29 protein-coding genes, 4 tRNA genes and 3 pseudogenes are annotated in these 25,985 nt (G+C 68.9%); 19 read left to right on the forward strand and 17 right to left on the reverse strand.

The annotated features are described in order from the left end of the window. Window positions 1–22 precede the first annotated feature (22 nt). Window positions 23–673, forward strand: coding sequence for a pentapeptide repeat-containing protein (locus AB0367_RS20885; RefSeq protein WP_366228016.1), 651 nt, complete (start codon window positions 23–25; stop codon window positions 671–673). 31 nt (window positions 674–704) lie between these two features. On the opposite strand, the gene AB0367_RS20890 is transcribed toward AB0367_RS20885, so the two are convergent. Beyond that, window positions 705–1,820, reverse strand: coding sequence for a geranylgeranyl reductase family protein (locus AB0367_RS20890; protein WP_366228017.1), 1,116 nt, complete (start codon window positions 1,818–1,820; stop codon window positions 705–707). Between the two features lie 85 nt (window positions 1,821–1,905). On the opposite strand from AB0367_RS20890, the gene AB0367_RS20895 reads away from it, so the two are divergent. After that, entirely contained in the window at window positions 1,906–2,394 is a 489-nt protein-coding gene (locus AB0367_RS20895; RefSeq protein WP_366228018.1) for a carbonic anhydrase, read from the forward strand. Window positions 2,395–2,477: 83 nt separating this feature from the next. Next, window positions 2,478–3,062, forward strand: a complete 585-nt coding sequence (locus tag AB0367_RS20900; protein ID WP_366228019.1) for a hypothetical protein — start codon at window positions 2,478–2,480, stop codon at window positions 3,060–3,062. A gap of 55 nt (window positions 3,063–3,117) precedes the next feature. On the opposite strand, the gene AB0367_RS20905 is transcribed toward AB0367_RS20900, so the two are convergent. Beyond that, the gene (locus AB0367_RS20905) at window positions 3,118–3,297 is read right to left on the reverse strand and encodes a hypothetical protein (RefSeq protein ID WP_366228020.1); all 180 of its coding nucleotides are present in this window, start codon (window positions 3,295–3,297) and stop codon (window positions 3,118–3,120) included. Window positions 3,298–3,312: 15 nt separating this feature from the next. Here AB0367_RS20905 and AB0367_RS20910 point away from each other — a divergent pair, with 15 nt between their 5' ends. Next, a complete protein-coding gene (locus AB0367_RS20910; protein ID WP_366228021.1) occupies window positions 3,313–3,447 on the forward strand; it encodes a hypothetical protein in 135 nt (44 codons plus the stop codon). Window positions 3,448–3,515: 68 nt separating this feature from the next. On the opposite strand, the gene AB0367_RS20915 is transcribed toward AB0367_RS20910, so the two are convergent. Beyond that, complete coding sequence (locus tag AB0367_RS20915) at window positions 3,516–3,947, reverse strand: hypothetical protein (RefSeq protein WP_366228022.1); 432 nt, start codon at window positions 3,945–3,947, stop codon at window positions 3,516–3,518. Between the two features lie 259 nt (window positions 3,948–4,206). Here AB0367_RS20915 and AB0367_RS20920 point away from each other — a divergent pair, with 259 nt between their 5' ends. After that, the gene (locus AB0367_RS20920) at window positions 4,207–4,560 is read left to right on the forward strand and encodes a hypothetical protein (RefSeq protein WP_366228023.1); all 354 of its coding nucleotides are present in this window, start codon (window positions 4,207–4,209) and stop codon (window positions 4,558–4,560) included. Here AB0367_RS20920 and AB0367_RS20925 read toward each other — a convergent pair. After that, window positions 4,557–4,967 carry a nitroreductase family deazaflavin-dependent oxidoreductase gene (locus AB0367_RS20925; protein WP_366228024.1) on the reverse strand — a complete coding sequence of 137 codons (411 nt, stop codon included), beginning with the start codon at window positions 4,965–4,967 and terminating at the stop codon, window positions 4,557–4,559. The two genes, AB0367_RS20920 and AB0367_RS20925, sit on opposite strands and share 4 nt — an antisense overlap. Before the next feature lie 196 nt (window positions 4,968–5,163). On the opposite strand from AB0367_RS20925, the gene AB0367_RS20930 reads away from it, so the two are divergent. Both AB0367_RS20930 and yaaA read left to right on the forward strand, forming a co-directional pair. Then, window positions 5,164–5,646 (forward strand): GntR family transcriptional regulator, encoded by a 483-nt coding sequence (locus AB0367_RS20930; protein ID WP_366228025.1) that lies wholly within the window; start codon window positions 5,164–5,166, stop codon window positions 5,644–5,646. Further along, window positions 5,621–6,361: a peroxide stress protein YaaA gene (gene yaaA, locus AB0367_RS20935; protein WP_366228026.1), complete on the forward strand. Its 741-nt coding sequence runs from the start codon at window positions 5,621–5,623 to the stop codon at window positions 6,359–6,361. Before AB0367_RS20930 ends, yaaA begins: the two co-directional genes overlap by 26 nt. 57 nt (window positions 6,362–6,418) lie before the next feature. Here yaaA and AB0367_RS20940 read toward each other — a convergent pair. Further along, window positions 6,419–6,491: transfer RNA gene (locus tag AB0367_RS20940), tRNA-Gly, on the reverse strand. A 71-nt stretch (window positions 6,492–6,562) separates the two neighbouring features. Here AB0367_RS20940 and AB0367_RS20945 point away from each other — a divergent pair. The 5 genes and pseudogenes from AB0367_RS20945 to AB0367_RS20965 form a co-directional block, all read left to right on the forward strand. After that, window positions 6,563–7,624: a CapA family protein gene (locus tag AB0367_RS20945; RefSeq protein WP_366228027.1), complete on the forward strand. Its 1,062-nt coding sequence runs from the start codon at window positions 6,563–6,565 to the stop codon at window positions 7,622–7,624. Window positions 7,625–7,730: 106 nt separating this feature from the next. Further along, window positions 7,731–7,803 (forward strand) — tRNA-Gly (locus AB0367_RS20950). Window positions 7,804–7,816: 13 nt separating this feature from the next. Next, a tRNA-Cys gene (locus AB0367_RS20955) sits at window positions 7,817–7,887 on the forward strand. Between the two features lie 34 nt (window positions 7,888–7,921). Continuing rightward, window positions 7,922–7,993: transfer RNA gene (locus tag AB0367_RS20960), tRNA-Val, on the forward strand. A gap of 179 nt (window positions 7,994–8,172) precedes the next feature. Continuing rightward, window positions 8,173–8,322 (forward strand): annotated as a pseudogene (locus tag AB0367_RS20965) (haloacid dehalogenase); the annotation flags it as partial. A 167-nt stretch (window positions 8,323–8,489) separates the two neighbouring features. On the opposite strand, the gene AB0367_RS20970 reads toward AB0367_RS20965, so the two are convergent. The 5 genes from AB0367_RS20970 to AB0367_RS20990 all read right to left on the reverse strand — a co-directional run bounded on the left by AB0367_RS20970 (window position 8,490) and on the right by AB0367_RS20990 (window position 11,475). Further along, a complete protein-coding gene (locus AB0367_RS20970) occupies window positions 8,490–8,756 on the reverse strand; it encodes a DUF2283 domain-containing protein (protein ID WP_366228028.1) in 267 nt (88 codons plus the stop codon). A 128-nt stretch (window positions 8,757–8,884) separates the two neighbouring features. Further along, window positions 8,885–9,304: a VOC family protein gene (locus tag AB0367_RS20975; protein ID WP_366228029.1), complete on the reverse strand. Its 420-nt coding sequence runs from the start codon at window positions 9,302–9,304 to the stop codon at window positions 8,885–8,887. Beyond that, entirely contained in the window at window positions 9,301–10,539 is a 1,239-nt protein-coding gene (locus AB0367_RS20980) for an IS256 family transposase (protein WP_366228183.1), read from the reverse strand. The genes AB0367_RS20975 and AB0367_RS20980 overlap by 4 nt, the downstream gene beginning before the upstream one ends. Window positions 10,540–10,843: 304 nt before the next feature. Continuing rightward, window positions 10,844–11,260, reverse strand: coding sequence for a PIN domain nuclease (locus AB0367_RS20985; protein ID WP_366228030.1), 417 nt, complete (start codon window positions 11,258–11,260; stop codon window positions 10,844–10,846). Beyond that, window positions 11,251–11,475 carry a hypothetical protein gene (locus AB0367_RS20990; protein WP_366228031.1) on the reverse strand — a complete coding sequence of 75 codons (225 nt, stop codon included), beginning with the start codon at window positions 11,473–11,475 and terminating at the stop codon, window positions 11,251–11,253. Before AB0367_RS20990 ends, AB0367_RS20985 begins: the two co-directional genes overlap by 10 nt. An 81-nt stretch (window positions 11,476–11,556) precedes the next feature. On the opposite strand from AB0367_RS20990, the gene AB0367_RS20995 reads away from it, so the two are divergent. From AB0367_RS20995 to AB0367_RS21015, 5 genes and pseudogenes are all read left to right on the forward strand, one after another. Next, window positions 11,557–12,504, forward strand: a complete 948-nt coding sequence (locus AB0367_RS20995) for an XRE family transcriptional regulator (RefSeq protein ID WP_366228032.1) — start codon at window positions 11,557–11,559, stop codon at window positions 12,502–12,504. 1 nt (window position 12,505) lies between these two features. Continuing rightward, window positions 12,506–12,910: an NAD-dependent epimerase/dehydratase family protein gene (locus AB0367_RS21000; protein WP_366228033.1), complete on the forward strand. Its 405-nt coding sequence runs from the start codon at window positions 12,506–12,508 to the stop codon at window positions 12,908–12,910. 698 nt (window positions 12,911–13,608) lie between these two features. Beyond that, window positions 13,609–13,944: pseudogene (locus AB0367_RS21005) on the forward strand (type II toxin-antitoxin system RelE/ParE family toxin). Between the two features lie 32 nt (window positions 13,945–13,976). Beyond that, on the forward strand, window positions 13,977–14,306 hold the full coding sequence (locus tag AB0367_RS21010; protein ID WP_366228034.1) for a helix-turn-helix transcriptional regulator: 330 nt from the start codon (window positions 13,977–13,979) through the stop codon (window positions 14,304–14,306). 436 nt (window positions 14,307–14,742) lie between these two features. Beyond that, window positions 14,743–15,294: a hypothetical protein gene (locus AB0367_RS21015; RefSeq protein ID WP_366228035.1), complete on the forward strand. Its 552-nt coding sequence runs from the start codon at window positions 14,743–14,745 to the stop codon at window positions 15,292–15,294. 89 nt (window positions 15,295–15,383) lie between these two features. Here the strand turns inward: AB0367_RS21015 and AB0367_RS21020 are convergent, their stop codons facing one another. From AB0367_RS21020 to AB0367_RS21040, 5 genes are read right to left on the reverse strand one after another with little or no spacing between them, the layout of a single operon-like run. Next, the gene (locus AB0367_RS21020; RefSeq protein ID WP_366228036.1) at window positions 15,384–16,664 is read right to left on the reverse strand and encodes an NtaA/DmoA family FMN-dependent monooxygenase; all 1,281 of its coding nucleotides are present in this window, start codon (window positions 16,662–16,664) and stop codon (window positions 15,384–15,386) included. Between the two features lie 16 nt (window positions 16,665–16,680). Next, window positions 16,681–17,742, reverse strand: a complete 1,062-nt coding sequence (locus tag AB0367_RS21025) for an LLM class flavin-dependent oxidoreductase (RefSeq protein WP_366228037.1) — start codon at window positions 17,740–17,742, stop codon at window positions 16,681–16,683. 41 nt (window positions 17,743–17,783) lie between these two features. After that, window positions 17,784–18,686 (reverse strand): ABC transporter permease, encoded by a 903-nt coding sequence (locus tag AB0367_RS21030; RefSeq protein ID WP_366228038.1) that lies wholly within the window; start codon window positions 18,684–18,686, stop codon window positions 17,784–17,786. 7 nt (window positions 18,687–18,693) lie between these two features. Beyond that, window positions 18,694–19,572, reverse strand: coding sequence for an ABC transporter ATP-binding protein (locus AB0367_RS21035; RefSeq protein WP_366228039.1), 879 nt, complete (start codon window positions 19,570–19,572; stop codon window positions 18,694–18,696). Then, window positions 19,569–20,597, reverse strand: coding sequence for an ABC transporter substrate-binding protein (locus AB0367_RS21040; RefSeq protein WP_366228040.1), 1,029 nt, complete (start codon window positions 20,595–20,597; stop codon window positions 19,569–19,571). Before AB0367_RS21040 ends, AB0367_RS21035 begins: the two co-directional genes overlap by 4 nt. Window positions 20,598–21,058: 461 nt before the next feature. Between AB0367_RS21040 and AB0367_RS21045 the strand changes: the two genes are divergently transcribed. Further along, window positions 21,059–21,904, forward strand: coding sequence for a sulfurtransferase (locus tag AB0367_RS21045; protein WP_366228041.1), 846 nt, complete (start codon window positions 21,059–21,061; stop codon window positions 21,902–21,904). 192 nt (window positions 21,905–22,096) lie between these two features. On the opposite strand, the gene AB0367_RS21050 is transcribed toward AB0367_RS21045, so the two are convergent. Beyond that, window positions 22,097–23,212, reverse strand: coding sequence for a hypothetical protein (locus AB0367_RS21050; protein WP_366228042.1), 1,116 nt, complete (start codon window positions 23,210–23,212; stop codon window positions 22,097–22,099). A gap of 179 nt (window positions 23,213–23,391) precedes the next feature. On the opposite strand from AB0367_RS21050, the pseudogene AB0367_RS21055 reads away from it, so the two are divergent. Next, window positions 23,392–23,730: pseudogene (locus AB0367_RS21055) on the forward strand (hypothetical protein); the annotation flags it as partial. A 10-nt stretch (window positions 23,731–23,740) separates the two neighbouring features. Here the strand turns inward: AB0367_RS21055 and AB0367_RS21060 are convergent. Next, window positions 23,741–25,729, reverse strand: a complete 1,989-nt coding sequence (locus tag AB0367_RS21060) for a lamin tail domain-containing protein (protein WP_366228043.1) — start codon at window positions 25,727–25,729, stop codon at window positions 23,741–23,743. Between the last annotated feature and the right edge of the window lie 256 nt (window positions 25,730–25,985).

Raw genomic sequence — 25,985 nt, forward strand, 5'->3', positions numbered from 1 at the left:
CGCCGGACCGTAGGGTGGGGACATGCCCGTCGCGCAGTCGCTGGAAGAGCTTCCCTACGCCGCTTACCTGCAGCGGCACGATGAGGGGCCGCTCGAGCACGACGGGAACTACACCGAGGTGCACCTCGACGGGGTCGAGCTCGACGGCGGCGAGGCGACCAGCGTCAAGTTCATCGAGTCGGCGTTCACCGGGGTGGCGCTGGCTGACGTGGGACTGGAGCGGGCGCGGTTCAGCGACGTCTGGCTCAGCCGGAACCGGTGGTTGGGCGTTCGGCTCGTCGAGGCCGAGTGGCTCGACGTGTCAATGCTGGACAGTTCGCTCGCCGGGGTGCAGGCGTACGGCTCGCGGCTGCGGCGGGTCGTCTTCCAGCGCTGCAAGATCGACACATTCAACCTGCGCGGGGCGGCACTCTTCGACGTGGTGTTCGAGGACTGCGAGCTCAACGAGCTGGACTGCGCGGGCGCGTCGCTGTCCAACGTCACGTTTCCGGGGACCGCGATCCGCAACGCCAGGCTGTCGCAGGTCAAGTGCACGAAGGTGGACCTGCGCGGCGCCCGGGAGCTCGACGTCGCCGACGGGGCGGAATCGCTGCGCGGAGCGATCGTCGACGAGCGGCAGCTGATCGAGCTCGCGCCGGCGTTCGCAACGGCGCTCGGCATCGTCGTCAAGTAGCGCTGAAGGCCCACGCGGCAGGCCCGCGCGATCAGCCGAGCAGGCGCAGCGCCGCCCGCACCGGGAAACGCTCCACCGTGCGCTCGAAGGACGTCTCGCCCAGGCAGAAGCGCTCGAACATCCGCCAGCCCAGCGGCGTGCGCAGCACGGCGTGGAACACGCCCGGACGGCGGGCGAAGGTGGCCAGCAGGCGGTGGCCGGCGCGCATCGGCGGGGCCAGGGTCGCCGCGACCTCGCGCTCGTAGCGCGGCAGATCGCCGTCCGCGGCCGCCGCGCCGGCCAGGGCGCCCGAGCGCACCGCGAAGCTGATGCCCTCGCGGGTCCACGGCTCGAGCAGGCCGGCGGCGTCGCCGGCCACGATGACGCCGTCCTTGCGCAGCGGAGACGACTCGGTGCGGCACCGGGTCAGATGGCCGGAGTCGTGCACCGGCTCGATCCCGGACAGGCCCAGGCGGTCGACGAACGCGCGCAGGTACGCCTTGGTCCGCTCGCCCTCCCCGCGGGCCGCGATGACACCGACGGTGAGCAGATCGCCCTTGGGGAAGACCCACCCGTACGAGCCGGGCAGCGGACCCCAGTCGATGAGCAGGCGGCCGCGCCAGTGCTCCTGCCGCGCCCGGTCGATCGGCAACTCGACCTCCAGGCCCAGGTCGACCTGGCCGTACTCGACGCCGACGTGGCGGGCGGTGATCCCCGACGAGCCGTCCGCCCCGATCGCCGCCCCGGCGCTCACCTCCTCGCCGCCGGCGAGCCGGATGCGCACGCCGTCCGCGGTCTGCTCCAGGGCGCGGACGGTGGTGGCCTGGCGTACCGTCGCGCCGGCCCGCTCGGCGGCCAGGCGCAGGGCGTCGTCGAAGCGGGGGCGGCGCACCATCGTCAGCAGCGGGCTGCGGCGCGCGGTGCGGGCGAAGGCGGCGCGCCCGTCGTGGGTGAACTCGGCGCGCTCGATGTGGTCGTCGGCGGGGATCGTGATCCGGTCGGCGACCGCACCCGCCGTGAAGCCGATCAAACCGCCACCACAGGTCTTGTACCGCGGGTGCACGGCCTTCTCCAGGACGAGCGTGCGCGCACCGCGGCGCGCAGACTCGTACGCGGCCGACAGACCGGCTGGGCCGCCACCGACGATCGCCACATCCCAATCCGCCACGCAGAGACTTTAACGGGTGGGTGAGATTGGACTCGTGTGACCAACACATCAACCGTCCCGGTGACGGATCTGATTCACTTCGGTTATGTCCACCATCGACCACCTGATCCACGCGAATGAGCGGTACACCGAGACGTTCCCCGGGCCGCGCCCGCTGCGCCCGAAGCTGCGCCTCGCCGTCGTCGCGTGCATGGACTCGCGGCTGGACCTGTTCGGTGCGCTGGGCCTGGAGATCGGCGACGCGCACCTGATCCGCAACGCCGGCGGCCTGCCGACCGAGGAGGTGCTGCGCTCCCTCGCGATCAGTCAGCGCAAGCTCGGCACCCGCGAGGTGGTGCTCATCCACCACACGGAGTGCGGCATGGAGGGCTTCGACGACCCGGAGTTCCGCGGCGAGCTGACGGCGGAGTCCGGCATCGCGCCCGGCTGGGACGTGCCCGGCTTCGTCGACCTGCACGACACCATGCGGGGCTCGATCCGCACCGTGCGCGAGTGCGCGTGGCTGCCGCACCGTGAGGACGTGCGCGGCTTCATCTTCGACGTGGCGACCGCGAAGATCGAAGAGGTCATCTGATCCGCGAGGCGCGACACGACGGGGGTCGCGCCGAGGGATGCGGGGCGTCCTGCGCGGGTGGTTGATGCGGCACGATCAGACGCATGCGATTCGGCGGGCGACTCAACCGGATCGAGTTCACCGCGCTGATCGACCAGCAGGCGAACCGCATCCGCGCCAGTGCGTCGGCGCTGCCGCTGTACGGGCCGGCCGGGTGGAACGGCCCCTGCCGCATCGGCGCGTGGGGCTGGGAGGACGAGCGGCTCGCGCACGCCGGGCTGCTGTTCGGCGACCCCGCCGGCGGCCCCTGGGTCGAGATGATCACGACCGCGGGCCCGCCGATGCCGCTGCTGATCGACCTGCGGTTGGCCGCCATGGGGGAGACCCCGGGCGTCCGGCGCGCCGCCGGGCTTGCCCTGCGCGCCGCGTCGACGCCGGCACCGCGGCGGGTCGAGATTCCCGTCGACGGCGTGCCCCGCCCGCTCTCCCACTGGCCCGACGAGCCGCTCGGCGAGGCGGACGGGCGCGGCTGGCTGGCGATCCTCGACGAGGTGCCCGGCCTGCTGCTGCGGGCCGCGGGGCCGGCCCTGGCCGAGCTCATCCTGGCCCGCGTCGGCGACATCGAGCCGCACCTGGCCGGCACCCGCGCGCACCTGCTCGCGGGCTACGACGAGTACGGCACCGGCTAGCGGCCGCCGAGGCCTGGGCGAAGCATCGTGGCCCGCCCAGCCGGCCAGGAGGCCCTCAACCGGCCGCGGTGAGGTCCGTGTGGCCGGCCATCTCGGCCAGGAGGGCGACCAGGCGCTCGGTGGCCGGTTGCGCGGTCCGCCAGGCGGCCACCGTATCGGTCGTGTCGCCCGCGATCGGCACGAACACCACGCCGGTGTCGCGCAGCGTCCGCGCCGACGCGGCCAGGCGGGTCACGCCGCGATCCTGACGATGCTGGACGCCGCCGATGCGCCGTTCCGGCTGGCGCTGGGTCCGGATGCGGTGGATGCCATCCGGGCGCATCACGAATGGGTGCGCGACGAGCTGAGTAAGTGGGAGCCGCTGAGCCGCTCGACAGACATGTAGGTGTCGGGGCCGGCCGGCGCACTGTGCGCGCCGACCGGCCCCGGTCCAAGCGAGTGGTGCGAAACGGCTCAGCCGCTGGCCGGGCCGAGCTCGCCGGCACCGCCGGCACCCGTGATGCCGCTGCGGAACTCGGTGCCCTGCGCGAACGCGGTGCCGAGCTTCTGCTGCAGGGCGTCGAGCTCGGAGAAGGCCGCCTGGTGCGAGTTCTCGCTGCCTTCGGCGGCGAAGACGTGGTCGTCGACCTCGGCGCTGTGGCTGTAGTTGGTGAAGTCGGTCGACTCGTAGTGCACCCCGCCCGGCTGGTCGAACTCGACGTGGCGACCCGTCGAGAAGTCGGTCGACTCCGCCGCGTGGTGATCCTGCTCGTACACCCCGAACTGGCTGTTGTAGTCAGCCTCGGAGCCCTGAGCCTGGTGCAGCTGGTCGAGCTCGCTGCTCTGCTGCCCCGCCTCGTAGTGGCCGTAGTCGGTGCCGGTGTCGCCGGTCTCGAAGTCGCTCATGCTGGGGTCCTCTCAGGGTCGTACAGGATGATGGTCTCTGCGGTGTCCGGCCTGACACTGATCACGGTATTCGGGGTCACTCATCCGGAAATCCCCGATACGTGCCATCGGCCTGACGCGTTGTGCGAGCTGATGGCGGGGAGCGTATCGCCGGGCGGGCGACCCGAACTATCCCCGAGACGACACCTGATCAGCCATTTTCCGGCGCAGGACGGCAGCGGTGCATACTCCTGCCGTGCTACGACACTGCTGCGACGGCATGCGCGCGCAACTGGAACAGTCCGGCCCGGCCTCCTCGGACTACGACGACCCCTGGGACGACCCGGACGTGGTGGTCGTCTACACGCCGAAGTTCGACGAGTACGGGTTGCCGATCCGCGACGGCGGCACGTCGATGGTCGTCATCGGCTTCTGCCCGTGGTGCGGGGGGCGGCTGCCGCAGTCGCGCCGGGACGCCTGGTTCGACGAGATGGAGCGGCTCGGCCTCGACCCGTGGGAGGACGAGATCCCCGAGGTGTACCAGTCCGACGCCTGGTGGCGCGGGGAGGAGGGCGCCGCGGAGGGCTCGGCGCGCGAGCACGTCGAGCCCGAGCGCGTGATCAGCCCCGTCTAACGGACCAGCTCGACGATCGGGATCTGCCGCTCGATGCCGCGCTGGTGGTCGGCGAGGAACGGGTACTGCTCGACGATCCGCGCGAACAGCGCTTCGCGGTCGGCTCCGGTCGTCGGCCGGGCGGTGGCCCGGTACTCCTCCCCGTCGGCCTCCACGGTCACCGCGGGGTCGGCGGCGAGGTTGCGATACCAGTCGGGATGCTTCGGCGCCCCGGCGGCGGAGGCGATGACGAGCAGCCGGTCGTCGAGCCGGACGTACATCATCGGCGTCGTGTAGGACTTGCCGCTGCGCCGCCCGGTCGTGGTGAGCAGCAGCAGCGGCCGGCCCTCCAGCCGCCGGCCGCTGGCGCGGAACTCGGCGATGAGTTTGCGGTTGGCTTCGTGCAGGTCACTCGGCACACCGGTCATGAGGCCGACTCTATGCCCCAGACGTGCGGCGGCGCCTGCCAACCGGCTCGTCGAGCTCTTCCGGCATCGGCTCGCCACGAGCTCGGGGTCACTGCGTCGCCTGTCGGCGCGAGGCGCACCACGTTCTGAGACTTCAGGCATGTTCCCTGGTAAATAGCTATTAGGGCCATACGGCCAGTAGGCTATATTTACCGTCATGCTGAGAAGACTGGCCTTGGTGGAGCCGTGCAAGGCGCAGTATCTGCAGGTTGCGGATGCGCTGCGGGAACAGATCGCGCTCGGGGAGTACGTCGAGGGGCAGGTGCTGCCGTCCGAGGCGGTGCTCCTCGAACTGCACGCCGTCAGCCTCATGACGATTCGGCGGGCGCTGGCGATTCTGCGGGAGGAGGGGCTGGTCACCACGCAGCGCGGGCGGCCGGCCCGGGTGCGGCGGCGACCCGAACGGCGGCGGTTCGCGCTCGAGGCCGGCAGCCGGCTCGTCAGCCGGATGCCCACGTCCGACGAGCGGATGGGACTGGGAATCGAGCGAGGCGTCCCCGTGCTCGAGATCCGGCGCGCCGACGGCACGGTCGAGACGCTCGACGCGGAGAGCGTCGAGGTGGTCGTGCAGCCGCAACTTCGGGCACAGGTCGTGCGCGGGGTAGCGTCTGGCCGTGCTCATCCTGCTGCCGCCCTCTGAGGGGAAGGCCGACGCCCCGCGTCGGGGGAACCCGCTCGACCTCGACCGGCTCACGCTCCCGGTGTTGCGGGAGGCCCGGCAGGCCGTGCTCGACGACCTCGTGAAGCTCAGCGCCGACCCGGCCGGGGCGATCGAGACGCTCGGGCTCGGCGCCGGGCAGGCCGGCGAGGTCGAGCGCAACGCCCGGCTGGAGACGGCCCCCGCCGTGCCGGCGGGGAAGGTCTACACCGGCGTGCTGTACGACGCGCTCGGCCTCGGCACACTCGACGCCGCGGCCAAGCGGCGCGCCGCGCGGCAGCTGCTCGTGTTCTCCGGGCTCTGGGGCGTGGTGGGAATCGGCGACCGCATCCCGCCGTACCGGTGTTCGATCGGCGTCCGGCTGCCCTCGGTCGGGCCGCTCGCGGCGCACTGGCGGCGGGCGCTCGCCGCGCCGCTCGACGAGCTCGCCGGCGACGAGCTCGTGCTGGACCTGCGCTCGTCGGCGTACGCGGCCATGTGGGCGCCGCGCAACGCGGTCACCGTCCGGGTGCTGCACGGCGGGAAGGTCGTCAGCCACTTCAACAAGGCCACCAAGGGCCGCATCGTGCGTGCGCTGCTCACCTGTGGCGCCCGGCCGCGCACCGCGGTGCGGCTCACGGAGACGCTGCGCGAGCTAGGCCATCGCGTCGAGGAACTTCGGCCGGGCCAGCTCGACGTCCACGTGGAGCAGCTTTAGCGAATCGGCCGTTTCGATTCCCGCAAGTGCGACCACGGGAAAGAATTTCAAATAAAGAGCGGACGACGGGATTCGAACCCGCGACCCTCACCTTGGCAAGGTGATGCGCTACCAGCTGCGCTACGTCCGCACTGAGCAATTATGTTAGCGCATTCGGCCACGGGGCTCCCCGGCGGGGCCTCGCCCGTTAGCGTGACGCCCGTGAAGGTGCGTGTGCTCGCGATCGTCCTGCTGCTCGCGGGGTGCGGCGCGCCGCACCCCGCGACGCCGTCCACGTCGAACCCCGCCGCCCACTCTGGCCGGTCCGGCCAGCCTTCCGCCGCGTCCGCCGCCGCGCAGCCGGCCGAGCTGCGGCTGGCCTTCGCCGGCGACGTGCACTTCATGGAACGCACCGCGACGCTGCTGAAGAACCCGGCGACCGCGTTCGGCCCGATTGCGTCCACCCTGTCCGACGCCGACCTCACCGTCGTGAACCTCGAGACCGCGATCACGTCGCGGGGCACGCCGGAGCCGAAGACGTACCGCTTCCGCACCGAGCCGAAGGCGATCGACGCCTTGAAGGCGGCCGGGATCGACGCCGTGACGATCGCGAACAACCACACCCTCGACTACGGCCGCGTCGGCCTGCTCGACACGCTCGACGCGCTGCATGCCGCCGACTACCCGTACGTCGGCGCCGGACGCACCGCCGACGACGCCTACGCCCCCTGGTACACCACGATCAAGGGCGTCAGAATCGCGTTGCTCGGCTTCAGTCAGGTCCACGAGCTCGCCTCCACCTGGGCCCCCGGCCCCGACAAGCCGGGCATCGCCATGGCCTTCGACACCAACCGTGCGACCGCCGCCGTCACCGCCGCTCGCGCCCACGCCGACCTCGTGATCGTCTTCAACCACTGGGGCGAGGAGGGCAACAGCTGCGCCAACGCCGAGCAGAAGACCTTCGCCGCCCAGCTGTCCCGCGCCGGCGCCGACATCATCGTCGGCGCGCACGCGCACACCCTGCAGGGCTCCGGCTGGCTGGGCGACACGTTCGTGGCGTACGGGATGGGAAACTTCCTGTGGTACGGCACGTCCAAGAGCACCGAGACGGGCGTGCTGCGTCTCACGGTCCGCTCCAGGTCCGTGGTGAAGACCGAGTTCCTGCCGGCCGTCGTCTCCGGCACCGGCCAGCCCGTGCTGCTCACCGGTTCTGCCGCCGCAACGCTCAGCCAGCGGTACTCCGGGTTGCGCGGCTGCGCCGACCTGGCCGCCTCACCGACGTGAAATCGCAGGTCATCCCACCTCGACGCGCCGAACCCGGATACCGGTTTGGCATGGGGGATGGCGGTCGGCTAGAGTTTCCAACCGTCGCCAGGTACGAGATGGCGGTGCGGACGTAGCGCAGCTGGTAGCGCATCACCTTGCCAAGGTGAGGGTCGCGGGTTCGAATCCCGTCGTCCGCTCGGGAGTCACCACGGTGGGGTGGCCGAGAGGCGAGGCAACGGCCTGCAAAGCCGTGTACACGGGTTCAAATCCCGTTCCCACCTCGAAGTTGCCACACCACAAGTGTGGCACCTTAGAGGGCGATTGGCGCAGTGGGAGCGCGCTTCCTTGACACGGAAGAGGTCACTGGTTCAAACCCAGTATCGCCCACGCAGGTCAGAGGCCACATTCCATTGAGGAATGTGGCCTCTTTCGTTGCCTGCGCGTCTATGACTCCGAAACGGTCGCGTCGCTCGCGAAGATCCGATCCATCGCAACCGCGCCGTTGAGGAGCACCGGGCGCAGTTGGTGGCGGTAGACCGCTGTTCATGCGCTCGGCGCGGAACCGGATCTGCGTCTTGGCCGGCGACTCCCTGTCCGACATTCAGGGAGCACGGGCGGCCGGGGTTCGCGTGATCGGTTATGAGAACCGCCCGTGGAAGGTCTCCGCCTTCAGCGCCGCAGATGCCGTGATCACATCCATGATGGATCTGGTCTGACGACAAGAGCGTCACAGGTGTCACAGGTGTCACGGAGCATGCCCCGACCTGGGAAAATGTTGGTGATCATGCGTGACAACGCTGTGACACCTGGAGGCGCCTGTCCGGCTCTACTTGATCCGTTACGGACCGGCGTCACATGATGCGTGACAGCTCCGGCTAGATGATCATGGGGTGCTCTGGGTCTGACTCGGATCGTGGTTCAGTATCGCCTGCAGGAGCGCAGGCGGTAGATGCTCACGGGCACCGACAATTTCCAGGCCGAGGATGCGGCCGCCGGCGTTGAGGTCGAGGTTGAACATGCCGTGTTCGGGGTCGAACGGCACGACCTGTTCGCAGGTCCCGGCTGCGACCGGATGCTGAAGGTAGATGTATGCCGCGTTGGCCTCGCTGTCGTAGGTGCAAACCAGTGGGATCTTCACCTCGGTAAACATGGTCATCAGGCTGGCACACGCTGGGCAGGAATGGTCCGGTGTGGCGGTTCGGGCTTGCGGACCTTGTGCCGAGCGATGGGCTTCGTGGTGGTGAGCAATTGTCAAGAGTTGTGGATGAACTTGATGACTCAGCGGCGTTTTTGCGTGGGGACGGCGACGAGTTCGACTTCGAACCCGTCGGTGTTTTCGAGGTAGGCGGCGTAGTGGTCGGGGCCGCCGGCGTGTGGGTGGCGGTCGGGGAACAGGAGGGTCCAGCCGTGCTGGGTGGCTTGCCCGGTGAGGGCGTCGAGGAGTTGGGTGCTCTCGACGTGGAAGGCGAGGTGGTTGAGACCGGGCCTGCGTCGGTCGTGGTCGGCTGCGGTGAGGTCCGGGGACTGCTCGACCACGATGTAGGTCGGGCCCAGCCGCCAGCTGCGGCCGGCGGGCCAGGACTGGAAGGTGGTGTAGCCGAGGTGCTGCAGCAGCCATCCCCAGCTGTGGATGGCCCGGTGGAGATCTGGCACCCAGATCTCGATGTGGTGTGGTGTTCCCGTGGCTGGACCACTCATGCGGCGACCTGCGCGGGGCGTTCGACGAGCTTGCCGCGTTCGAAGCGGGCGCCGGCGCGGACGAGGGCGACGAGGTGGGGTGCGTTGACCGCGCGCCAGCGGGCCTGCGCGGCCTCGATGAGTTTGAACGCCATCGCGAGGCCGGCGGCTTTGGAGCCTGGTCCCTTGGTGACCTTGGTGCGGTGCCGGACGGTGGCGAAGGTCGACTCGATCGGGTTCGTGGTGCGCAGGTGCACCCAGTGCTCGGCGGGGAAGTCGTAGAACGCGAGGAGTTCGTCGAGATCGTCGGTGATCGTGGCGACGGCTTTGCCGAACTTGGCGCTGTAGCCCAGTTTGAACGCTGCGACGGCGCGGCGGGCGTGGTCGCGGTCCTCGGCGTTCCAGATCTCGGCGAGGGCCCGTTTCGCGCCTGGGTGAGCTGATTTCGGCAGTGCGGAGAGCACGTTGCCGATCTCGTGGAACCAGCAGCGCTGTTCGCGGGTATCGGGGAACACCTCGCGCAGCGCCGACCAGAACCCCAGCGCGCCGTCGCCGACGGCCAGGACCGGGGCGCGCATCCCGCGCCGCTTGCAGTCGCGCAGCAGGTCGGCCCACGACCCGGTCGATTCCCGGTAGCCCTCGGCCAGGGCGACGAGTTCCTTGGTGCCGTCGACACGCACGCCGATCATGACGAGCAGGCACAGCTTCTCCTCGTCCAGGCGCACGTTCAGGTGCACGCCGTCGGCCCACAGATACACGTAGTCCACAGTGGACAGGTCGCGGTCGCTGAACACGCGGGCCTCGTCCTGCCACTGCACGGTCAACCGCGTCACCACCGCCGCGGACAGGCCGGATCCGGTGCCCAGGAATCCCTCCAGCGCCGGGACGAAGTCCTTCGAGGACAGTCCGTGCAGGTACAACAGCGGCAACACTTCGGTGATCTTCGGTGACTTGCGGCACCACGCCGGCAGGATCGCCGAGGAGAACCGCCGACGTTCGCCGGTGACCTCATCGGTGCGCTTGTCGTTGACCCGCGGCGCGACCACCTCCACCGCCCCGGCCGAGGTGAGCACCTGACGCGGCTGAGCGTGACCGTTGCGCACGACCAGGCGCCGGCCCCGCTCGTCCAACTCGCCGGCGTGGGCGGCGATGTAGGCGGCCACCTCGGCCTCCAACGCCGCGGTCAGCATCCGCCGGGCGCCGTCACGCACGATCTCGTCGATCAACGACCCGTCGACCGTGCCCGGGACCGGCACAGCACCCGCCGTGAAGGCTGGCGTGGTGGCTGGCGCGGTGTCATCGGGGTTGACTACGGTGAGCACAGGCGTACCTTCCCGACCCGCGTTGGCGCGCGGGCACACTCGATTCCCTGGACTACGGACTCGCCGGGAGGGTACGCCTCCCGACGCTCATCCACAGGTTTCGAGCATTGCTCCTGATTTCGTAGTCGAACAGCGCGGCTCTGAGCAGGAGGTCCCTTGGGCGAGTGGACGCTGCGGAGGCTGTGGAAGCGGGTGAGGCCGCATCGGTGATCATGGAGGTGGTGGGCCGGGGCCGCGCTCAGCCATCCAGGGTTTCGACGGGTTGGCCCGTGAGTGTGGCGATGAGGTTGAAGTCCTTGTCGACGGCGAGGACGGTCAGTCCTGCCTTCTCGGCGGTCGCCGCGATCAGTAGGTCGGGAATCGATGGGGCGCGATGCTGACCACGGTCAGCCAGGAGCATCTGTACCTGGAACGCCCTGTCCTCGATGGCGGGTGTCAGGTGCTCGATCGGCATCAAGGACAACGGCGGTAGATCGAACTGTCGGCGCCCGGTGTCTCCGGAGCGTGCTGAGTAGCCGAGTTCGAGCCTGGTGATCGTGGAGAGCCGAACCAGTCCACGGCTGATGCGTGCGCTCCACTCGTCGCGGTTTGCCGCTTGGCCGGACTGGAGCCGCACGTACGCGGACTTGTCGATCAGCCAACTTGTCACCGCCATGCGGCGTCCATCACGGTGGGGTCGGCCAGGTCCGCGAAGACCTCGGCGGATCGTTGCCAGTCCTCGGCGGTCACCTTCCGATCGCGGGCTGGGCCAGCGTTCTCCTCGAACTTGCGGCGCAGGTACTCGTTGCGCGACAGGCCGAGGTTGGCGGCTGCGGCGTCGATGCGGTCGACGGCTTCTTGGCTCAGATCGCGAATAAGGATGTTGGGCATCGGGCACCTCCGAAAGCCGTGTGTGATATCACGATATCACGAACCCGGCATGCTGCGGTGCGTCCTCGACAGCCAGGAACAGTGGCGCGCAACCCGCCGGAGGACGCCAGCGCCGCAAGCCGGCCGCTGGCAAGCGAGGAGCGCCGGTACGCGAGGTACAGCCAGGCGATCCGGGATGTCGACCATCTGCGGCTGTTCGAGAACCGGATCGCGTGGCGCCTGACCGGCGTGGACTGGGACTGGGCCGAGGCGTCGCTGAGGTTGGGTATGTCGACGTACTTCGGCATGGTCGACACGGCTGAGGCGCTGGCGCACGAGATGGCCGCGCAGCACGTGACCGGCGAGGGCGGCCGGATCGCTCCCGCGTCCTGGCGCGGTCTGACGTTCCGTAAGCACCTTGGCGACCCGTTCGACCTTGCCCGCCGCGGCCTGGTCGCGTCGACCGACATGCTCACCATCCGAGCCGACTCGGACGGCGCCACGTTCGTGCTGCACAACCGCAGCGCGGGCAACGTCGCCGTGGCCGGCGGGATGCTGCACATCATGCCGGCGGGCGTCTTCCAGCCGTCCAGCATTCTGCCCGCCGCCCAGGCCGCCGACTTCGACCTGTGGCGCAACATCATGCGCGAGTACAGCGAAGAGTTCCTCGGCAACGCCGAGCACGGCGGCGACGGCAACCCGGCCGACTACGCCGCCGAACCTCTCGCCTCGTTCGAGGCGGCCCGCGCCGCTGGACACATCCGGGTGTACTGCCTGGGCGTCGCGCTCGACGCGCTCACCCTCTACGGCGAGCTGCTCACCGTCGCGGTCTACGACGGAGAGACGTACGACCGGCTGTTCGCCGACATGGTCGACAGCAACGACGAAGGCGTCGTGGTGAAGACCGGCAAGGTTCAACCCACCTCGGCACTGCCGTTCACCCGGCACGTGCTAGATGAGCTGATCAGCGGTGGTCGGCTGGCACCGGCCGCGGCAGGATGTCTCGAACTGGCCTGGCAGCACCGCCACACGATCCTTGGGAGGAACTGACGTGCGGGTACTGGTCACCGGCGGACTCGGCTATCTCGGGCATGCCGTCACGCTCGAACTCCAGGCGGCGGGGCACGATGTCGTCGTGATGACGCGCGGCCGGGCCGACGCCAAGCCGCCCGTGGGCGCTGAGCTGGTCGAGGGCAACATCCGAGACCGTGAGCGGGTCGCCGAGATCGTGAAGGCGGGGCACTTCGAGGGCGTGTGCCACCTCGCCGCGGTCACCCAGGGCCGCGAGTCGTTCGCCGACCCCCTGACGTACTGGGACGTCAACACCGGTGGCACGCTCAACCTGCTCTTGGCCCTCGACGCGGTCAAGCATGAACGGCCACCCGCACGCTTCGTCTTCGCCTCATCCCACGTGGTCTACGGCGCCAGCTACGAGGGCGCCCTAACCGAGGTCTAGCGCCACGGCCCAACAGCCCGTACGGCGCCTCCAAGGCCGCCGGCGGCAGCTTAGGGATCAGGTTATCGGAACGCAATCCTCCAGTAGCAGTCTGTGCAGGACATACGGCTAGGGTGAACTGCCGCGCCGGACGTTGCAGCACTGGTTACGGCATGGTGGCTGCCGCTCGCTTGGTGGGGCAGCCACCGGTCGCTGACCGCTCGCCATTCCCCGACGGATGCTTCACCGGATCGACCGCGCCCGATGGCACTCAACTGTCCCCCGTGTCCCTCACCCACGCTTGACGTGCGGGTTTGCAGATCGGTCCGAGGACACCTGATCGCGCAACTCCCTGACATGCCCGGCTGCACCCGTTGGCTGGAGCAGAGGGGCCCCTCTGTTCCAGCCTCCCCGAGGGGGCTAACAGGGGGGTTACGGGAGTGAACGACCACGTACGGCCGGGAACGTCGATGTACCTAGAACCATTGCCCTGCAACGCGTTCAGGCACCTTGCGCGCGAATCGCATCGGGTTGACACGGAAGAGGTCACTGGTTCAAGCCCAGTATCGCCCACCAGCTCAGAGTGCCTGTCGAGTGATTCGACAGGTCCTCTTCTGCATCTCGCGAGTGCCTACGAACGCTCCGTGCCTCCGGCTTCTTGACGACCGCGTCTGGCGTGACGGCACACCCTGCGATAAGGTGGGGTTTATACTGGGGGCATGTGGGAGGTTGTGCTGCTCGCCCCGGTCGACGAGTGGTTCCTGGGCCTGTGCGAGACCGATCCGACCACGGCCAACCGGGTCATGGAGGCGCTTGACCACTAGGCGCAGGCCGGTCCCGGCCTCGGGAGGCCCATGGTCGACCGGGTCCACGGCAGCCATCTGCACAACCTCAAAGAGCTGCGACCGGGCTCGACCGGCCGCTCTGAGATCCGCCTCTTGTTCATATTCGACGCTGAACGCGAAGCGGTGGTCCTCGTTGCCGGGAACAAGGCCGGTCAGTGGATCCGCTGGTATCGAGAGAACATTCCGATAGCGGAGAGCCGATACGAGTAATACCTGGTCGAACGCAAGAACGTGGAGGGATCATGACGGCTCGCCGGTGGAGTGAGGTCAAGGCCGAGGCGAAGGAACGGCAGCCGTGGCTGGGCAGTGCCGAGGCCGAGGCTGAGCGGGCGGAGATCCGTGCGGAGAATCTCGGCCGCATCCGGGGGCACGAACTCGCCGAGATGCGCAAGTCCGCCGGCCTCTCCCAGGCCGAGGTCGCCGCCGTCCTCGGCGTCAGTCAGGCGCGGATCTCGCAGATCGAGCACGGACAGGTGGACAGTTTGGACACGCTGCGCGCCTACGCTGAAGCCCTCGGCGCCGAGGTCTCGATCGTCGTCTCCCGAGGCCCTCTCACGCTGCGAGTCGCGTGAGGCTTCGGCCAGGAGTTGCGTGTCGAACTGAGTGTTGACCGGCGCGGGCCATGGCGGACGGCCATGGACCGCCGCGGATTATCTACGCAGTTCATGGCACACGTCGATCCAGGCCCGAGCGCCCGGGCAACGCCTTGACACGGAAGAGGTCACTGGTTCAAACCCAGTATCGCCCACAACAGGTCAAGGGCCGTTTCCGAAAGTCGGAAACGGCCCTTGATGCCGTCGGGCCTTGCTGTTGCGGGCGGAGCCGGAACGCCGCCGGGTGAACGGCGTCGGGTCACGGCTGATCAGCGGACGGTGATCCGGTTGACACTTCGTCACACTTTGCGCTGTGACCGACGCACCGCCACCCGTCCCGTACGTCGCCGGCCCGCAACCGGTGTCAGGCCCGCCTGCGAACACAGGTGCCATGCCGGCCCAGGGCTTCCCGCCAATGGCTCCACCGCCAGGACGGCCACCGGTCCCGGCGCCGAGCCCCGGCAGCGGAAAGGGCCGCGGCAAGTCGGTCATATTCGGCGTCGTTGGCCTTGCCGCGGGCCTCATCATCGGTGTCTGCGCTGGCGCGGCCGGCGCCAGCAGCGGCAAGAAGGACAACCCGGCGCTCACTGCGGCTGCCGCATCGCCAGCTGTCAGCACCGTCTACGTCACGGTCACCGCCGCAGCGCCAATCACGACCACGTCACCGCCGGCACCGCCGACGACCTCGCCACCACCGCCCCCGCCGACGACCTCGCCTCCACCACCGCCCCCGCCGGCGGCGCCCACGATCGACGACGGCACCTGGACCGTCGGTGAAGACATCCCCGCCGGCAACTACAAAACCACCGCCTCCGGCTCGAACTGTTATTGGTCGATCTACAAGTCCGGAACAAACCAGCGAGACATCATCAACAACCACATCGGCGGCGGAAACCTGCGAGTGACCCTGAAGGCCGGGCAGGACTTCGAGACGGCCCGCTGCGGCATCTGGACCAAAACCGGATAGCCGCCAGGTCAGCCCCTAGTCGTCTGCATCAACCCGCGCGACGGCAGTCGCGAGGTTGGAGTCGCATGTGCCCAGCGGCGGGCCGGCGATCATCGTGGCGGCACTGGCAGGCCGTAATGCCCCCGGAGCGTCTGCGTCGTGTACTCCTTGCGGAAGATGCCCTTGCCCTGCAACAGGGGCAGCACGTGGTTGATGAACTGTTCGAGCGGTTCGCGTCCGCCCGGGATCCGGTAGTTGAAGCCATCGGCGGCGCCGGTGCGGAACCACAGCTCAATGTCGTCGGCCACCTGCTCGGGCGTACCCACGATGAGGTGGTGCCCGAACGCCGCGGTCGCCCGCAGCACGACCTGACGAGCGGTGAAGCCGCCCTGTTCGGCCTCGGCCCGCATGACGGCGGCGCGGCTGGTGAAGCTCTGGCCGGCCGCGTCCCACACCGCTGCGGGGATCGGCGCGTCGAGGTCGAGCCCGCGCACGTCGAGCCCGATCTGGTGGTGCAGGCGGACGATCGCCTGGTCGAGGTCGACGTTGGCGTTGAACGCCTCCAGGGCGGCCTCCGCCTCCGCCTCGGTGCTGCCGATGATGGGCAGGATGCCCGGCAGTACGAGGGCGTGGGCCGGGTTGCGCCCGAAGCCCGCCACCCGCCGCTTGAAGTCCTGGTAGAACTCGCGGGCGGCCTCGATGGTGGGCTGGGCGGTGAAGATGGCGTCGGCGTGCCGGGCACCTTGATCGCGGCCGGTGTCGGAGGAACCCGCGTGGAAGATGACCGGGCGACCCTGGGGCGAGCGCGGCACGTTGAACAGCGCGTCGAGCTGGAAGTGCTTACCCCGGAAGGGGACGGGGTGGATCTTGTCATGGTCCAGGGTCGCCGTCGGCCACGGCCCGGCGACGAAAGCGTCGGGCTCCCAGCTGTCCCAGAGCGCCTTGACGATCTCGATGTACTCCTCGCCGCGTTCGTAGCGCAGCGCGTGCTCCGGGTGCGCGGTCGGTCCGAAGTTCGGCGCCACCGACGGCTGCGACCCGGTTACCGCGTTCCAGCCGACGCGGCCGCCGGTGAGCTGGTCGAGCGTCGCGATTTTCCGGGCAGTGTTGTACGGCTCGGTGTACGTGGTGAGGATCGTCGGCGCCAAACCAAGGTACGTCGTGTGGGCGGCGATCACGGACAGGATGGTGAACGGCTCCGGCGTCGTGTACCCCTCGCCAAGACTGGGACTGTCGGCCAGGAAGATGGCGTCGAACAGCGCCCGTTCGGCGTCCTGGGCGAGGCGCACCAGCGCGTCGATGCTCCACGCACGACCGGCGTCGACGTCGGGTTGCCGCCACGCCTCGAACGGCGGGCTGAAGAGGTTGAGCACGAGCTGTCGGTCAGTCACTGGATCTCCTTCGGTCTCAGGTCGCGGGGGACCAGCCCAGCAGCGGCGCGGTGTCGCGGGCGATGCGTTCAAGGCCCCGCAGGGCCACATCGACCGTGTGCCGGTGGCCCCGGCCGACCTCGACCGCCTCCAGCAATCCGGTGACGGCGATGATGTAGTCGACCTCCGGCAGCAGCGCGGCGTCGTCGCGCAATCCTTCGGCCACGTCCTGGGCCGAGCCGGTCTTGAGGTTCACCCCGGCGATGACGTCGTCGAAGGTGAGGTCGTCGGCCGAGACACCCCGCACGTCGGCGATGCGCTTGCGGGAGCTTTCCAGGAAGTGGTTCAGGTCATCGAGGGCACCGGCGCGCGAGGCGCCGGCGTAGATGTTGCGGATGCCACCCAGCCGGGGGGTCAGCAGCGGGGCGATCTCGGACGGGGCCTCGACCGGACCGACCGTGCGCCACTCGTCGAGGTAGGCGTCGATGATGGGGCGCTGCACGGTCTTCGCGTCCAATGTGGCCGTTCCGAACAACGCGCCAAGCCCGGTCCGCGCGGCCCGCCGGGCCGACTCCGGACTGCCGGGGGTACGCCACAGCCGCTGGGCCAGACCGGTTCCGTCGACGTGAATGCGCTGGTCGGTGCCCCGCAGCGGCCGTCCGCTGAGCGCGTCGAGCAGCACGCCCAAGTGCTCGTCGAAGAGCTTGCCCGGATTCGAGGCGTCCACCCCGTACGCGGCGTACTTGTCAAGGTTCGCCGTGCCGGTGCCCAGTCCGAGCTGCAGCCGGCCGCCGGCGATGGCGTCGAGGGTCAGCGCATCGTGGGCGAGCTGCAGCGGCTCGGTCAGGGGCAGCGTGACTACGGCCACGCCGAGGCCGATGCGATGGGTGTGGACCGCGACCGGGGCGAACGACACCAGCGGCGACGCAGCCGAACCCTGTTCGGGTTGCACGAGCAGGTGCTGGGCCAGGAAACCGATGTCGTAGCCGAGTTCCTCGGCGCCCACGAACAGCCGGACGAGTTCCTCGTTCGCCTCGGCCGGTGACGAAGCGGTGTTGGCGTGGGTGAAGAAGCCGAGGCGGAACGGCTTGGCGGTCACAGGCGCTGTCCTTTCCAAGAGTCCACGGTGGTCATGTTGGGTCACTCACCGCTCGCGATCCGGCGCCAGCGGGTGGTGCGACGCTCGGCCAGGAGGAAGATCGAGTTGAATACGTAGCCGACGAAGGCCACCGTCACCACCGCGGCCAGCAACTGGTTGATGTTGAAGGTCTGCTGGGCGTTGAGGATGTAGAACCCGATTCCGTCGTTGCCGGCGAGCATGCCGACGACCACGGCCAGCACCAGCGAGATGCCCAACGACTGGCGCATCCCGACGAGGATGAACGGCGTGGCGTACGGCAGGGCGATCTCCCGCTGCGTCTGCCACCATGTCAACCGGTACGTCTGCGCCGTCTGGTTGAGCACTTTGGACACTCCGCGCGCGCCGGCGTACGCGTTGATGATCATCGGGAAGATGCCGGCGGCCAGGAAGACGGCGATCTTCATGGACTCCCCGATGCCCAGGAAGAGCACGAAGATCGGCAGGATGGCGGTCGTCGGCGTCAGGCGCAGGACCTCGACCGTCGGCTCCAGCAGGCCCCACACGATGCGGGAGCGGCCCATCAGGAACCCGATGCCGACGCCGAGCGGGACCGCGAGCGCAAAACCGATGGCCATGGTACGCAACGTGCGGCCCAGGTCGGGCAGAAGCTGGCCCTGGGTGATTTCGTGGAGCCAGGTCTGGGCGATCCGGTCGGGGGCGGAGATGGTCGGGTTGAAATGGATCTCCGACGAAATCTGCCAGAAGACGATGACCAGTGCGACCAGGGTCCAGCCGGACGCCCGGCTACGCAGGAAGCGCAGCAGCGACCGGCCGACCCGGATCGACGCCGGCGGCCGCTCGGCCGGTCCGGTCGCGGCTTTCGGCGGGACGGTCGTCGGCGCGCCCGTGGTCTGCGGGCCCCTGGTTGTCGCCGGAGGCCGGGCTTCGGTCAGGTCAGCCATGTGCGGCTCACTCCAAGCCCAGCACGAGGCCGAGCACCTCGCGCCGAAGTCGCAGGTACCGCGGGTCCTCCCGGACGTCGACCTGCGTGCGCGGATAGGGAATGTCCACGGTGGCGTCGCGGGCGATACCGGCGCCGGCCTCGTGGAGCACGATGACGCGCTGCGACAGGAACAGCGCCTCCTCGATGTCGTGGGTGACGAACAGCACGGTGAGGTCGTGCTGCCGCCAGATCCGCAGGAGCAGATCCTGCAGGTTCGACCGGCTCAGGGCGTCCACCGCACTGAACGGCTCGTCGAGCAGCAGCACCTGGGGGGAGGCGGCCAGCGCCCGCGCGATGGCCACCCGCTGCTGCATGCCCCCGGACAGTTCACCCGGGTACCGGCTGAACGTCCCGGCAAGTCCGACCTCGGCCAGGTAGCCGTTGATGATCTCGTTCTCCTCGGCCCGGCTGTGGGCCCGGCGCGGCCCGTGCCGGTGGCGGAGTCCGAACCGGACGTTGTCCCCGACCGTCCGCCACTGCAGCAGCGACTCGTTGTAATTCTGGAACACGTAGCGCGCGCTGTCGGGCGGCCCGTCGACCCGGTCGGCTCCAATGTGGATCGATCCGGACGACACCGTCTCCAACCCGGCGACCAGCCGCAGGAAGGTGGACTTCCCGCAGCCTGAGCGCCCGACCACCGACACGAAACTGCCCTGGTCAATGGTCAGGCTCACCGGACGCAGCGCGCGTACCACGTTGCCGTCGAGGGCGACGTAGTCCTTGCCGGCGTCGGCCAGCACGATGTCGCCCGACAGTCCACTATGGGCCCGTATGTCACGGACGCTGCCCGGGGCCGCCCCGCCGTCGACCTCACGGTCGACGGCAGGGCTCTCCGTGCTCGTCACGGTTTACCGGTCGCCGAGGCGAAGACGTGCGACTTCCAGTCCACACCCTTGGCAATCTTGTCCGGTGCGTACTTCAGGCCGAGTTCGTACCAGGACTGCGTGGCGTCCAGGTTGATCGGGCCGGTCTGGTAGTAGGTCGGCAGCAGGTTGCGCAGCTTGGCGTCATCCCCGCCGGCGATCTTCTTGAAGTCGAGTTTGTAGTACTGCTGCACGAGATCCGCCTGCTCCGACGGCGACACGGTGTTCCACCACGCGTGGAACTCATACAGGGCCTTGGCGAACGCGTGGGCGATCTCGGGGTGCTTGCGCGCGTAGTCACCGGTGGTCCAGAACGCGGCCGTCGTGGCGTCGGGGTTGGACCACGCCTTGGTCGAGGTGTTCCCGACGGTGGTGAAGTTGTAGCCGGTCTTGCCGTCGTTGGCGTAGGCCGCGTTCCAGTGCCCGGCCCACACGTCGTAGTCGCCGCGCTCCAGAGCCTGCGGCGCACCGGTCGCGTCCTGGATGATGACGAAGTTCACGCTGTTCGCATCGACCCCGTTGGCCTCAAGGAAGCCGCGCGTGTTCACGATGAACTGCGGTACCGGCGACACACCGACCTTCTTGCCGGCGAGGTCGGCCACGGTTTTGACCGGACCGCCGGATTTCACCAGGAACGGCAGGCTCGTCAGGTTGGTGTTGTTGTTCGCGACGAGTTGGATGTCGAAGCTGTTACCGAGCGCGTTGATGCCGGCGTAGAAATCCGCGTATCCGATGTCGAGGCTGCCACCCTGCAGCGCGGCGAGGGTGGCCACACCGCTCTGGGTCTGGGTGAGCTTGGGGTCGAGGCCGTGCTTCGAGAAATACCCCTTCGCCTTGGCGATCTCCAGGGCGTTGGCGTATCCCGCGTCGGCCACAGTGATCTTGGCTGGGTTGGCGGGATCGAGCGCGCTGGGCGAAGCCGACGGCGCCTCCTCCCCGCACGCGGCGAGCGTCGACGCGAAAAGCACGGACGCTAAGGCGGCGGCCAGCCGCGGGAAACTGGACACGAGAGGTTCCTCCATTATTGACCAGCAAAATAGGAATTAACGGAATCTGAGGGCTTGCGGAAACCCGATCGACGATGGACCGGCGCAAGGCGATGTGCGCGAGACGGTGCGACGCGACACGATGGTGCGACGAGGTCGTCGACAGCGGCGGCGTGGCGCTAACAGCGCGCGCTACGGACCCGCAGCAGATCGACGCCACGTACGCGCGTCAGCAGCGGTGGTCCCCCGCCCACGTGATCAAGTGTGTGCCGTCCTCCCTGCTATTGTCAATCAAGCCGATGGGAATACCAGCCTTTAGGACGGGGGTTCCCCGCGGACTCGACGGCGGCCAGCGCCGCCCGCGTCGCGGTCGGCATCATCAGGGCAGCCCTTGACGAGGTGCTGGCCGGCCACGCGGCGACCCTGCCCGACCCCGACGACCTGCGCGATACCCTCCGCGGGCACCTGTTGAAAGGAACCACGTGACTACCGACCGTACCGACCCAGTCGTTTCCGCCACCGCGCTGAGAGCGCTGCTCGACTCCGGCGCCGACGTCGTACTGCTCGACATCCGCCGCGACGCCGAGCGCGGACTACGGCACGAATATGAGGCCGGGCATTTGCCCGGGGCGCACTACGTCGAGCACTCCACGCAACTCGCTGGCGTCCGCACGCCGGAATCGGGCAAGAATCCGTTGCCGACCGACGACCAGATCCAGGCGGCGGTGACCGGGTGGGGCATCCACCCGTCGTCGACCGTCGTCGTCTACACCCGCGGCGCCGCTCCGCCGGCCACCCGGGCCTGGTGGGTGCTGACCTGGGCGGGCGTGCCGGACGTCCGGTATCTCGATGGCGGCCTGGACGCCTGGACGGCCGCCGGAGGGGAGCTCACCACCGACGAGCCGGCTCCGGGCGGCGGGACGTTCCAGGTACGCACGGGTTCGCTGCCGACCATCGACACGGACGAAGCCGGGGCGCTGGCCCGCTCCGGGCTGCTCCTGGACGCCCGGCCCAGCGAGGCGTACCTGGGCGACGCGGAACAGCCGGGCCAGGGCCACATCCCGGGCGCACTGAGCGTGCCGTACTCCGACAACCTCGACGAGGACGGCCTGCTCCGCGACGACGAGAGCCTGCGCGCTCTGTACGTCGGGCACGGAGTCGACGGCGTCACCCCGCTCGGTCTGTACTGCGGCGGCGGGGTCGGCGCGACCACCGGCATCCTCGTGCTGCACCGGCTCGGAATCCCGGCCGCGCTCTACCCGGGCTCGTGGACCCAGTGGAGCGCCGACCCCACCCGGCCGGTCGCCACCGGCACCGAACCCGGCTGAGTCGCTCCTCGCGCGGACCGTCCAGGCATTGTCGCGTTGAAGGATCGGCGGACGCGTCGCGGTTGACCTGCCAGAATGCTGTTTTGGCAGGTCAACCGGCTTCCCGGGCAAAGTTGACGTCGGTCCTCACGTCAGCGGCTCACGGCGGTTGACCTGCTGGTGGGACTCGGGCCGAGCGGCGGCAGGCTCTGGTCAATCTTCTCGGCGGAACGCGGCGGCGAGGCGGTCGCTGAGCACGGTGACCCGAGGAAGCGGCGGGCGTGCGTACCACGAACTCTTGCGCTCCCGGAGCAGCCACTCGCCGTCGATCTCCCAGCGGAATGCGGGTTTGCCGAGGGCTGCCCGGAAGACCCGGTTCACGGTGTCGGGGTGGCGGGCGGCGAGCCGTTGCAGCGGGATCGGGTCAACGCTGTCGTCGTCGAGGTAGGACTGGATCGTTTCCTTGTAGCGCCGCTTGCGCATGAGGACGGGGTTGTCGAACGCTTCCTGGGCAAGCGCGTAATCGGCGTACATCCCCAGGCCCGTGGTCTCGTCGAAGATGATTCCAACCGTTTCCGCGGAGAAGTGCAGCCAATCGGTGTCGGTGTCAGGGCCTGTGCTGGCGCCGTCGGTGTACGTCTCCCAGAACGCGGCCATGACCGTCGGCAGTTCGTCGACGGACACGGTCACCTCGTCGGTGCCGAAGTGCCGGACGAATGCGGACCGTTGGTCGCGTTGCTGCTGCCAGCCGGCCGCGACCTTGTCCGGGTTGTGGAAGACCAGGTCGGGGCGGGACGCGGCGACCCGGGCGGCGGCGTGCAGGACGTCGTCGCGGGCGATGGCGGGGAATGTCTGTACCGGACCGCTGATGAGCCACTCGTCGTTGACCGGCACTACACGTGTGGAGATGAACGATCCGGCTGGCATCCGATCGAACACCTGGGGTCCGACGTTGGCCCGGATTCGGTACGGCATCTCGTCGATCAGGTTCTCGGCAAGCAGTGCGGCGCCATCGCGTCCGTTCACCTCGAACATCCCCTCGCGCACCTTGCGCCAGCCGAGCAGGAATGTGCGCTCGGCATCGGGCAGGTTCCGCTGGGTCTCCAGGTAGCAGTCGATGAGGGTGCGTCCGTCGTGCAGCCGGAATTCCTGGATGAACCAGTCTTGGAAGGCGTACATGCTCGCTTCGTCCTCGATGGCGACGAGCTTGCCGAACCGTTTGCGGATCTCCTGACGGAACTGCTTGTCGAAGCGCGGCTTCTGGGCGAACTGCAGGAGCTGGCGTTTCAGGCTACCGCTGCGTTCCACCAAGGAATCGGTCGCATCCACCGGGTGAGTGTAGGGCCGGCCGAGTACGGCGCGTCGGGCAGACACGATGTCGCACCGCAGACGTTCTGACCGGCACATCCGGCCCGCCGAACGCGCTTGCCCTGATCAAAGCACCATGACGAGTCGGAACCGCACCAGAACGACTGGCGTGTCGTCATGCACTCGACGTCGCCAAGGCCCGCCTGGACCCCTCGCCGATCGTGCGGCTCAACCGGGCGATCGCGGTCGCCGAGCTCGACGGCCCGCAGGTCGCCCTGGCGGAGGTGGACGCTCTGCCGCTGGAGGGCTACCACGCCTTCCACGCCACCCGCGCCGACCTGCTGCGCCGGCTGGGCCGCGGCGAGGAGTCGCGGGCGGCGTACGACCGGGCCATCGGGCTGGCCGTGAACAGCGCCGAGACGGCGTACCTCATCCGGCGCCGCGACCAGCTGGCCGGCCCTCGGCATCGAGCAGCGGACCCGTCGCGCGGATCGGGGTCATCTCGCAGGCGTTCGCGCCTACGAGATGCCCCTCTTTGATCAGCTCACCTCAGCAGGGGAACGTGCCGCTGTAGAGGGCGTGGCCGTATGAGGATTTGCCGGAGCCGAAGCCCCAGATGCCGTCGTCGGACCATACCGCCTCGCGCGCGCCGTTGACGCACGTCGAGGTCGGGGCGATCGCGAAACCCTCGAGATTGTCGACCGGCATCACGGCCGGTTTCGTGTAGGTCACGTCCACCACGATCGCGCCGCTGGCGTTCACCTTCATGAAGGTGTGCGTCACGCCGCAGGTGTTGTCGCACGTCGCGACGATGCGCTGCGTACCGGCGTCGAACATGACATCCATGACCGAGGCCTTGCCGGTGGAGATGGTGGCGAAGGTCGTGAACGTGCCGTCCGAGTTGAGGCCATAGACGTGCAGCGTGCCGTCCCACTCAAGGCCGGCGAAGAACAGACCCGACCCGTGCAGCGGGTAGTTCGCCGGGTTGTAGGCCGCCCCGGTCAGCGGGTCGATCCAGCCGTTGGCGGTCAGCCAGCTGTCCGGCACGTAGGCCACACCCTCGAAGCCGAGGTTGGCGTCGTTCTTGTTGCCGGTGTTGAGCTGCGGGAACTGCGAGGTCATGTCCCACTGGCGCAGCGGGGTGAGCGTCGAGGAGGTCGCGGCCGGGTCGAACTCCATGATCGTGTCCTTGGGGGCCGTGTTGCGGCTGTTGTCGCGCTCGGAGGTGATGTAGATGTGGCCGTTGCCGCCGACCGTCAGCCCCTCCGAGTCCGGCTCACCGGTTCCGCCGGCGAAGCGGATCTGCTTGCCTGTCGCGCTCCAGGACGCGTCCGGAATCCACTTACTACCGTTCTTGACCAACTTGAACAGCCAGTTCTTGTTCTTCACCGCCCACAGCGTCGACGGGTTCGACGGGTCGAACGCCAGGCCACTCACGTCACGGCCTTCGGGCCCCGTAGCGGTGATGAAAGCGCAGACGTTGTCGGCGATGGTGACATCCAGCCCACCGGGCCACGGCAGGGTGCCGGCCGGGGTCGAGCCCGTACCCGTCGGCGCCTCAGGGGTGCAGCCGCTCGTCAGCGCTCCGCCGCCGCCCAGCAGCTGGCCAGTCGACGGCTGCGTCGAGGTCGGGGTCGGGGTCGGCGAGCCGCCCGAGCACGAGTTCGCGCCACCGAGTGTCGCGGTGGTGGCCGTCTGGAACCAGCCAGTGCCGTTGGCGCACCGCTCGTCCGACGGCTTGGCCCCATCGAGCGCCCAGGTCACCGAGTCGATCGTGGTGCCGCTGCCATCGATGAGGAACAGCGAGTCGTTGTCGCCCAGGCCGATCTTGGCGTCGAACGTCACGTACCCGCCGGCGGGGATGGTGGTGGCACTCGGCGATGACGATGAGATCGAGGACGCGGAGTGGGAGGTATCGCCGTCGACGTACTTCCATGTGCTGATGCTGACCGCGTTCGTACCGCCGTTGTACAACTCGACGGTGTCGGCGCCGTTCGAGGTCACCTCGTTGATCCGCACCTTGCTCGCGGCCGGGATCGTCGCCGGGCACCCGGCAGCATTCGCGATGCCGAACGTCGTCGCGGTCGTTGTGGTCATCCATGCGCCGGTGCCGTCTCCGCCGCAGCGGGCCATCGCCGGCTTGGCCTTGTTCGTGGCCCACTCGACCCGGTCGACCACCGTGCCGTCCGCCGTGTAGATCACCACCTTGTCCGAGTCGCCGAGACCCTTGGGGGAGTTGAACGTGACGAAGCCACCCGCGGGGATCGTGGTCGAGGACGGGCTGAACGACTGCGGCGAGAAGCTGTCGTCCGACATCTTCCAACCGCTGATGCTGACCGACGTCGAGCCCGCGTTGTACAGCTCAACCGTGTCGGCGTTGTTCGACGTGACTTCGTTGATGCGAACGTTCTGGTAGCCACCCGGGTCGGCGGCAGCCGCGGGCTGCGCGACAGCGAATGCGACGACAGCAGGACCGAACACGGTCAGAACGCCGGCGCAGGCTAGGGCGATGCGGGCAGGGGCGTGATGTGACGGCATGGGGCAGAACGTCGCTGAGAAACCTTGAGGCGACGTGAATCCCAGCTGAATGCCATGTGCTTGGCGGCAGAACGCCAGTAGCCGTCTTGCCTGGGTCCGTCGCCCGCCGCAACGGCCACGACGGACCACCTGGTCACCGGGGCGGCAGGCAGGCCCGGGTGGACGCTGTTCGGCGTTCGGCGACCGCTTCGTCGATTTCAGGACCGTACGCGGGACCTGTACACGGCATCGGCGGCAATCTTGGCTACAGCGACGT

Source organism: Dactylosporangium sp. NPDC051484 (genome assembly GCF_040689395.1).
Classification (GTDB): domain Bacteria; phylum Actinomycetota; class Actinomycetes; order Mycobacteriales; family Micromonosporaceae; genus Dactylosporangium.

Coding starts and splice junctions, on each gene's coding strand:
- AB0367_RS20885 (WP_366228016.1), top strand. CDS start 23: ATGCCCGTCGCGCAGTCGCTGGAAGAGCTTCCCTACGCCGCTTACCTG.
- AB0367_RS20895 (WP_366228018.1), top strand. CDS start 1,906: ATGTCCACCATCGACCACCTGATCCACGCGAATGAGCGGTACACCGAG.
- AB0367_RS20900 (WP_366228019.1), top strand. CDS start 2,478: ATGCGATTCGGCGGGCGACTCAACCGGATCGAGTTCACCGCGCTGATC.
- AB0367_RS20910 (WP_366228021.1), top strand. CDS start 3,313: ATGCTGGACGCCGCCGATGCGCCGTTCCGGCTGGCGCTGGGTCCGGAT.
- AB0367_RS20915 (WP_366228022.1), bottom strand. CDS start 3,947: ATGAGCGACTTCGAGACCGGCGACACCGGCACCGACTACGGCCACTAC.
- AB0367_RS20920 (WP_366228023.1), top strand. CDS start 4,207: ATGCGCGCGCAACTGGAACAGTCCGGCCCGGCCTCCTCGGACTACGAC.
- AB0367_RS20925 (WP_366228024.1), bottom strand. CDS start 4,967: ATGACCGGTGTGCCGAGTGACCTGCACGAAGCCAACCGCAAACTCATC.
- AB0367_RS20930 (WP_366228025.1), top strand. CDS start 5,164: ATGCTGAGAAGACTGGCCTTGGTGGAGCCGTGCAAGGCGCAGTATCTG.
- AB0367_RS20970 (WP_366228028.1), bottom strand. CDS start 8,756: ATGTTTACCGAGGTGAAGATCCCACTGGTTTGCACCTACGACAGCGAG.
- AB0367_RS20975 (WP_366228029.1), bottom strand. CDS start 9,304: ATGAGTGGTCCAGCCACGGGAACACCACACCACATCGAGATCTGGGTG.
- AB0367_RS20985 (WP_366228030.1), bottom strand. CDS start 11,260: ATGGCGGTGACAAGTTGGCTGATCGACAAGTCCGCGTACGTGCGGCTC.
- AB0367_RS20990 (WP_366228031.1), bottom strand. CDS start 11,475: ATGCCCAACATCCTTATTCGCGATCTGAGCCAAGAAGCCGTCGACCGC.
- AB0367_RS21010 (WP_366228034.1), top strand. CDS start 13,977: ATGACGGCTCGCCGGTGGAGTGAGGTCAAGGCCGAGGCGAAGGAACGG.
- AB0367_RS21015 (WP_366228035.1), top strand. CDS start 14,743: ATGGCTCCACCGCCAGGACGGCCACCGGTCCCGGCGCCGAGCCCCGGC.
- AB0367_RS21030 (WP_366228038.1), bottom strand. CDS start 18,686: ATGGCTGACCTGACCGAAGCCCGGCCTCCGGCGACAACCAGGGGCCCG.
- AB0367_RS21060 (WP_366228043.1), bottom strand. CDS start 25,729: ATGCCGTCACATCACGCCCCTGCCCGCATCGCCCTAGCCTGCGCCGGC.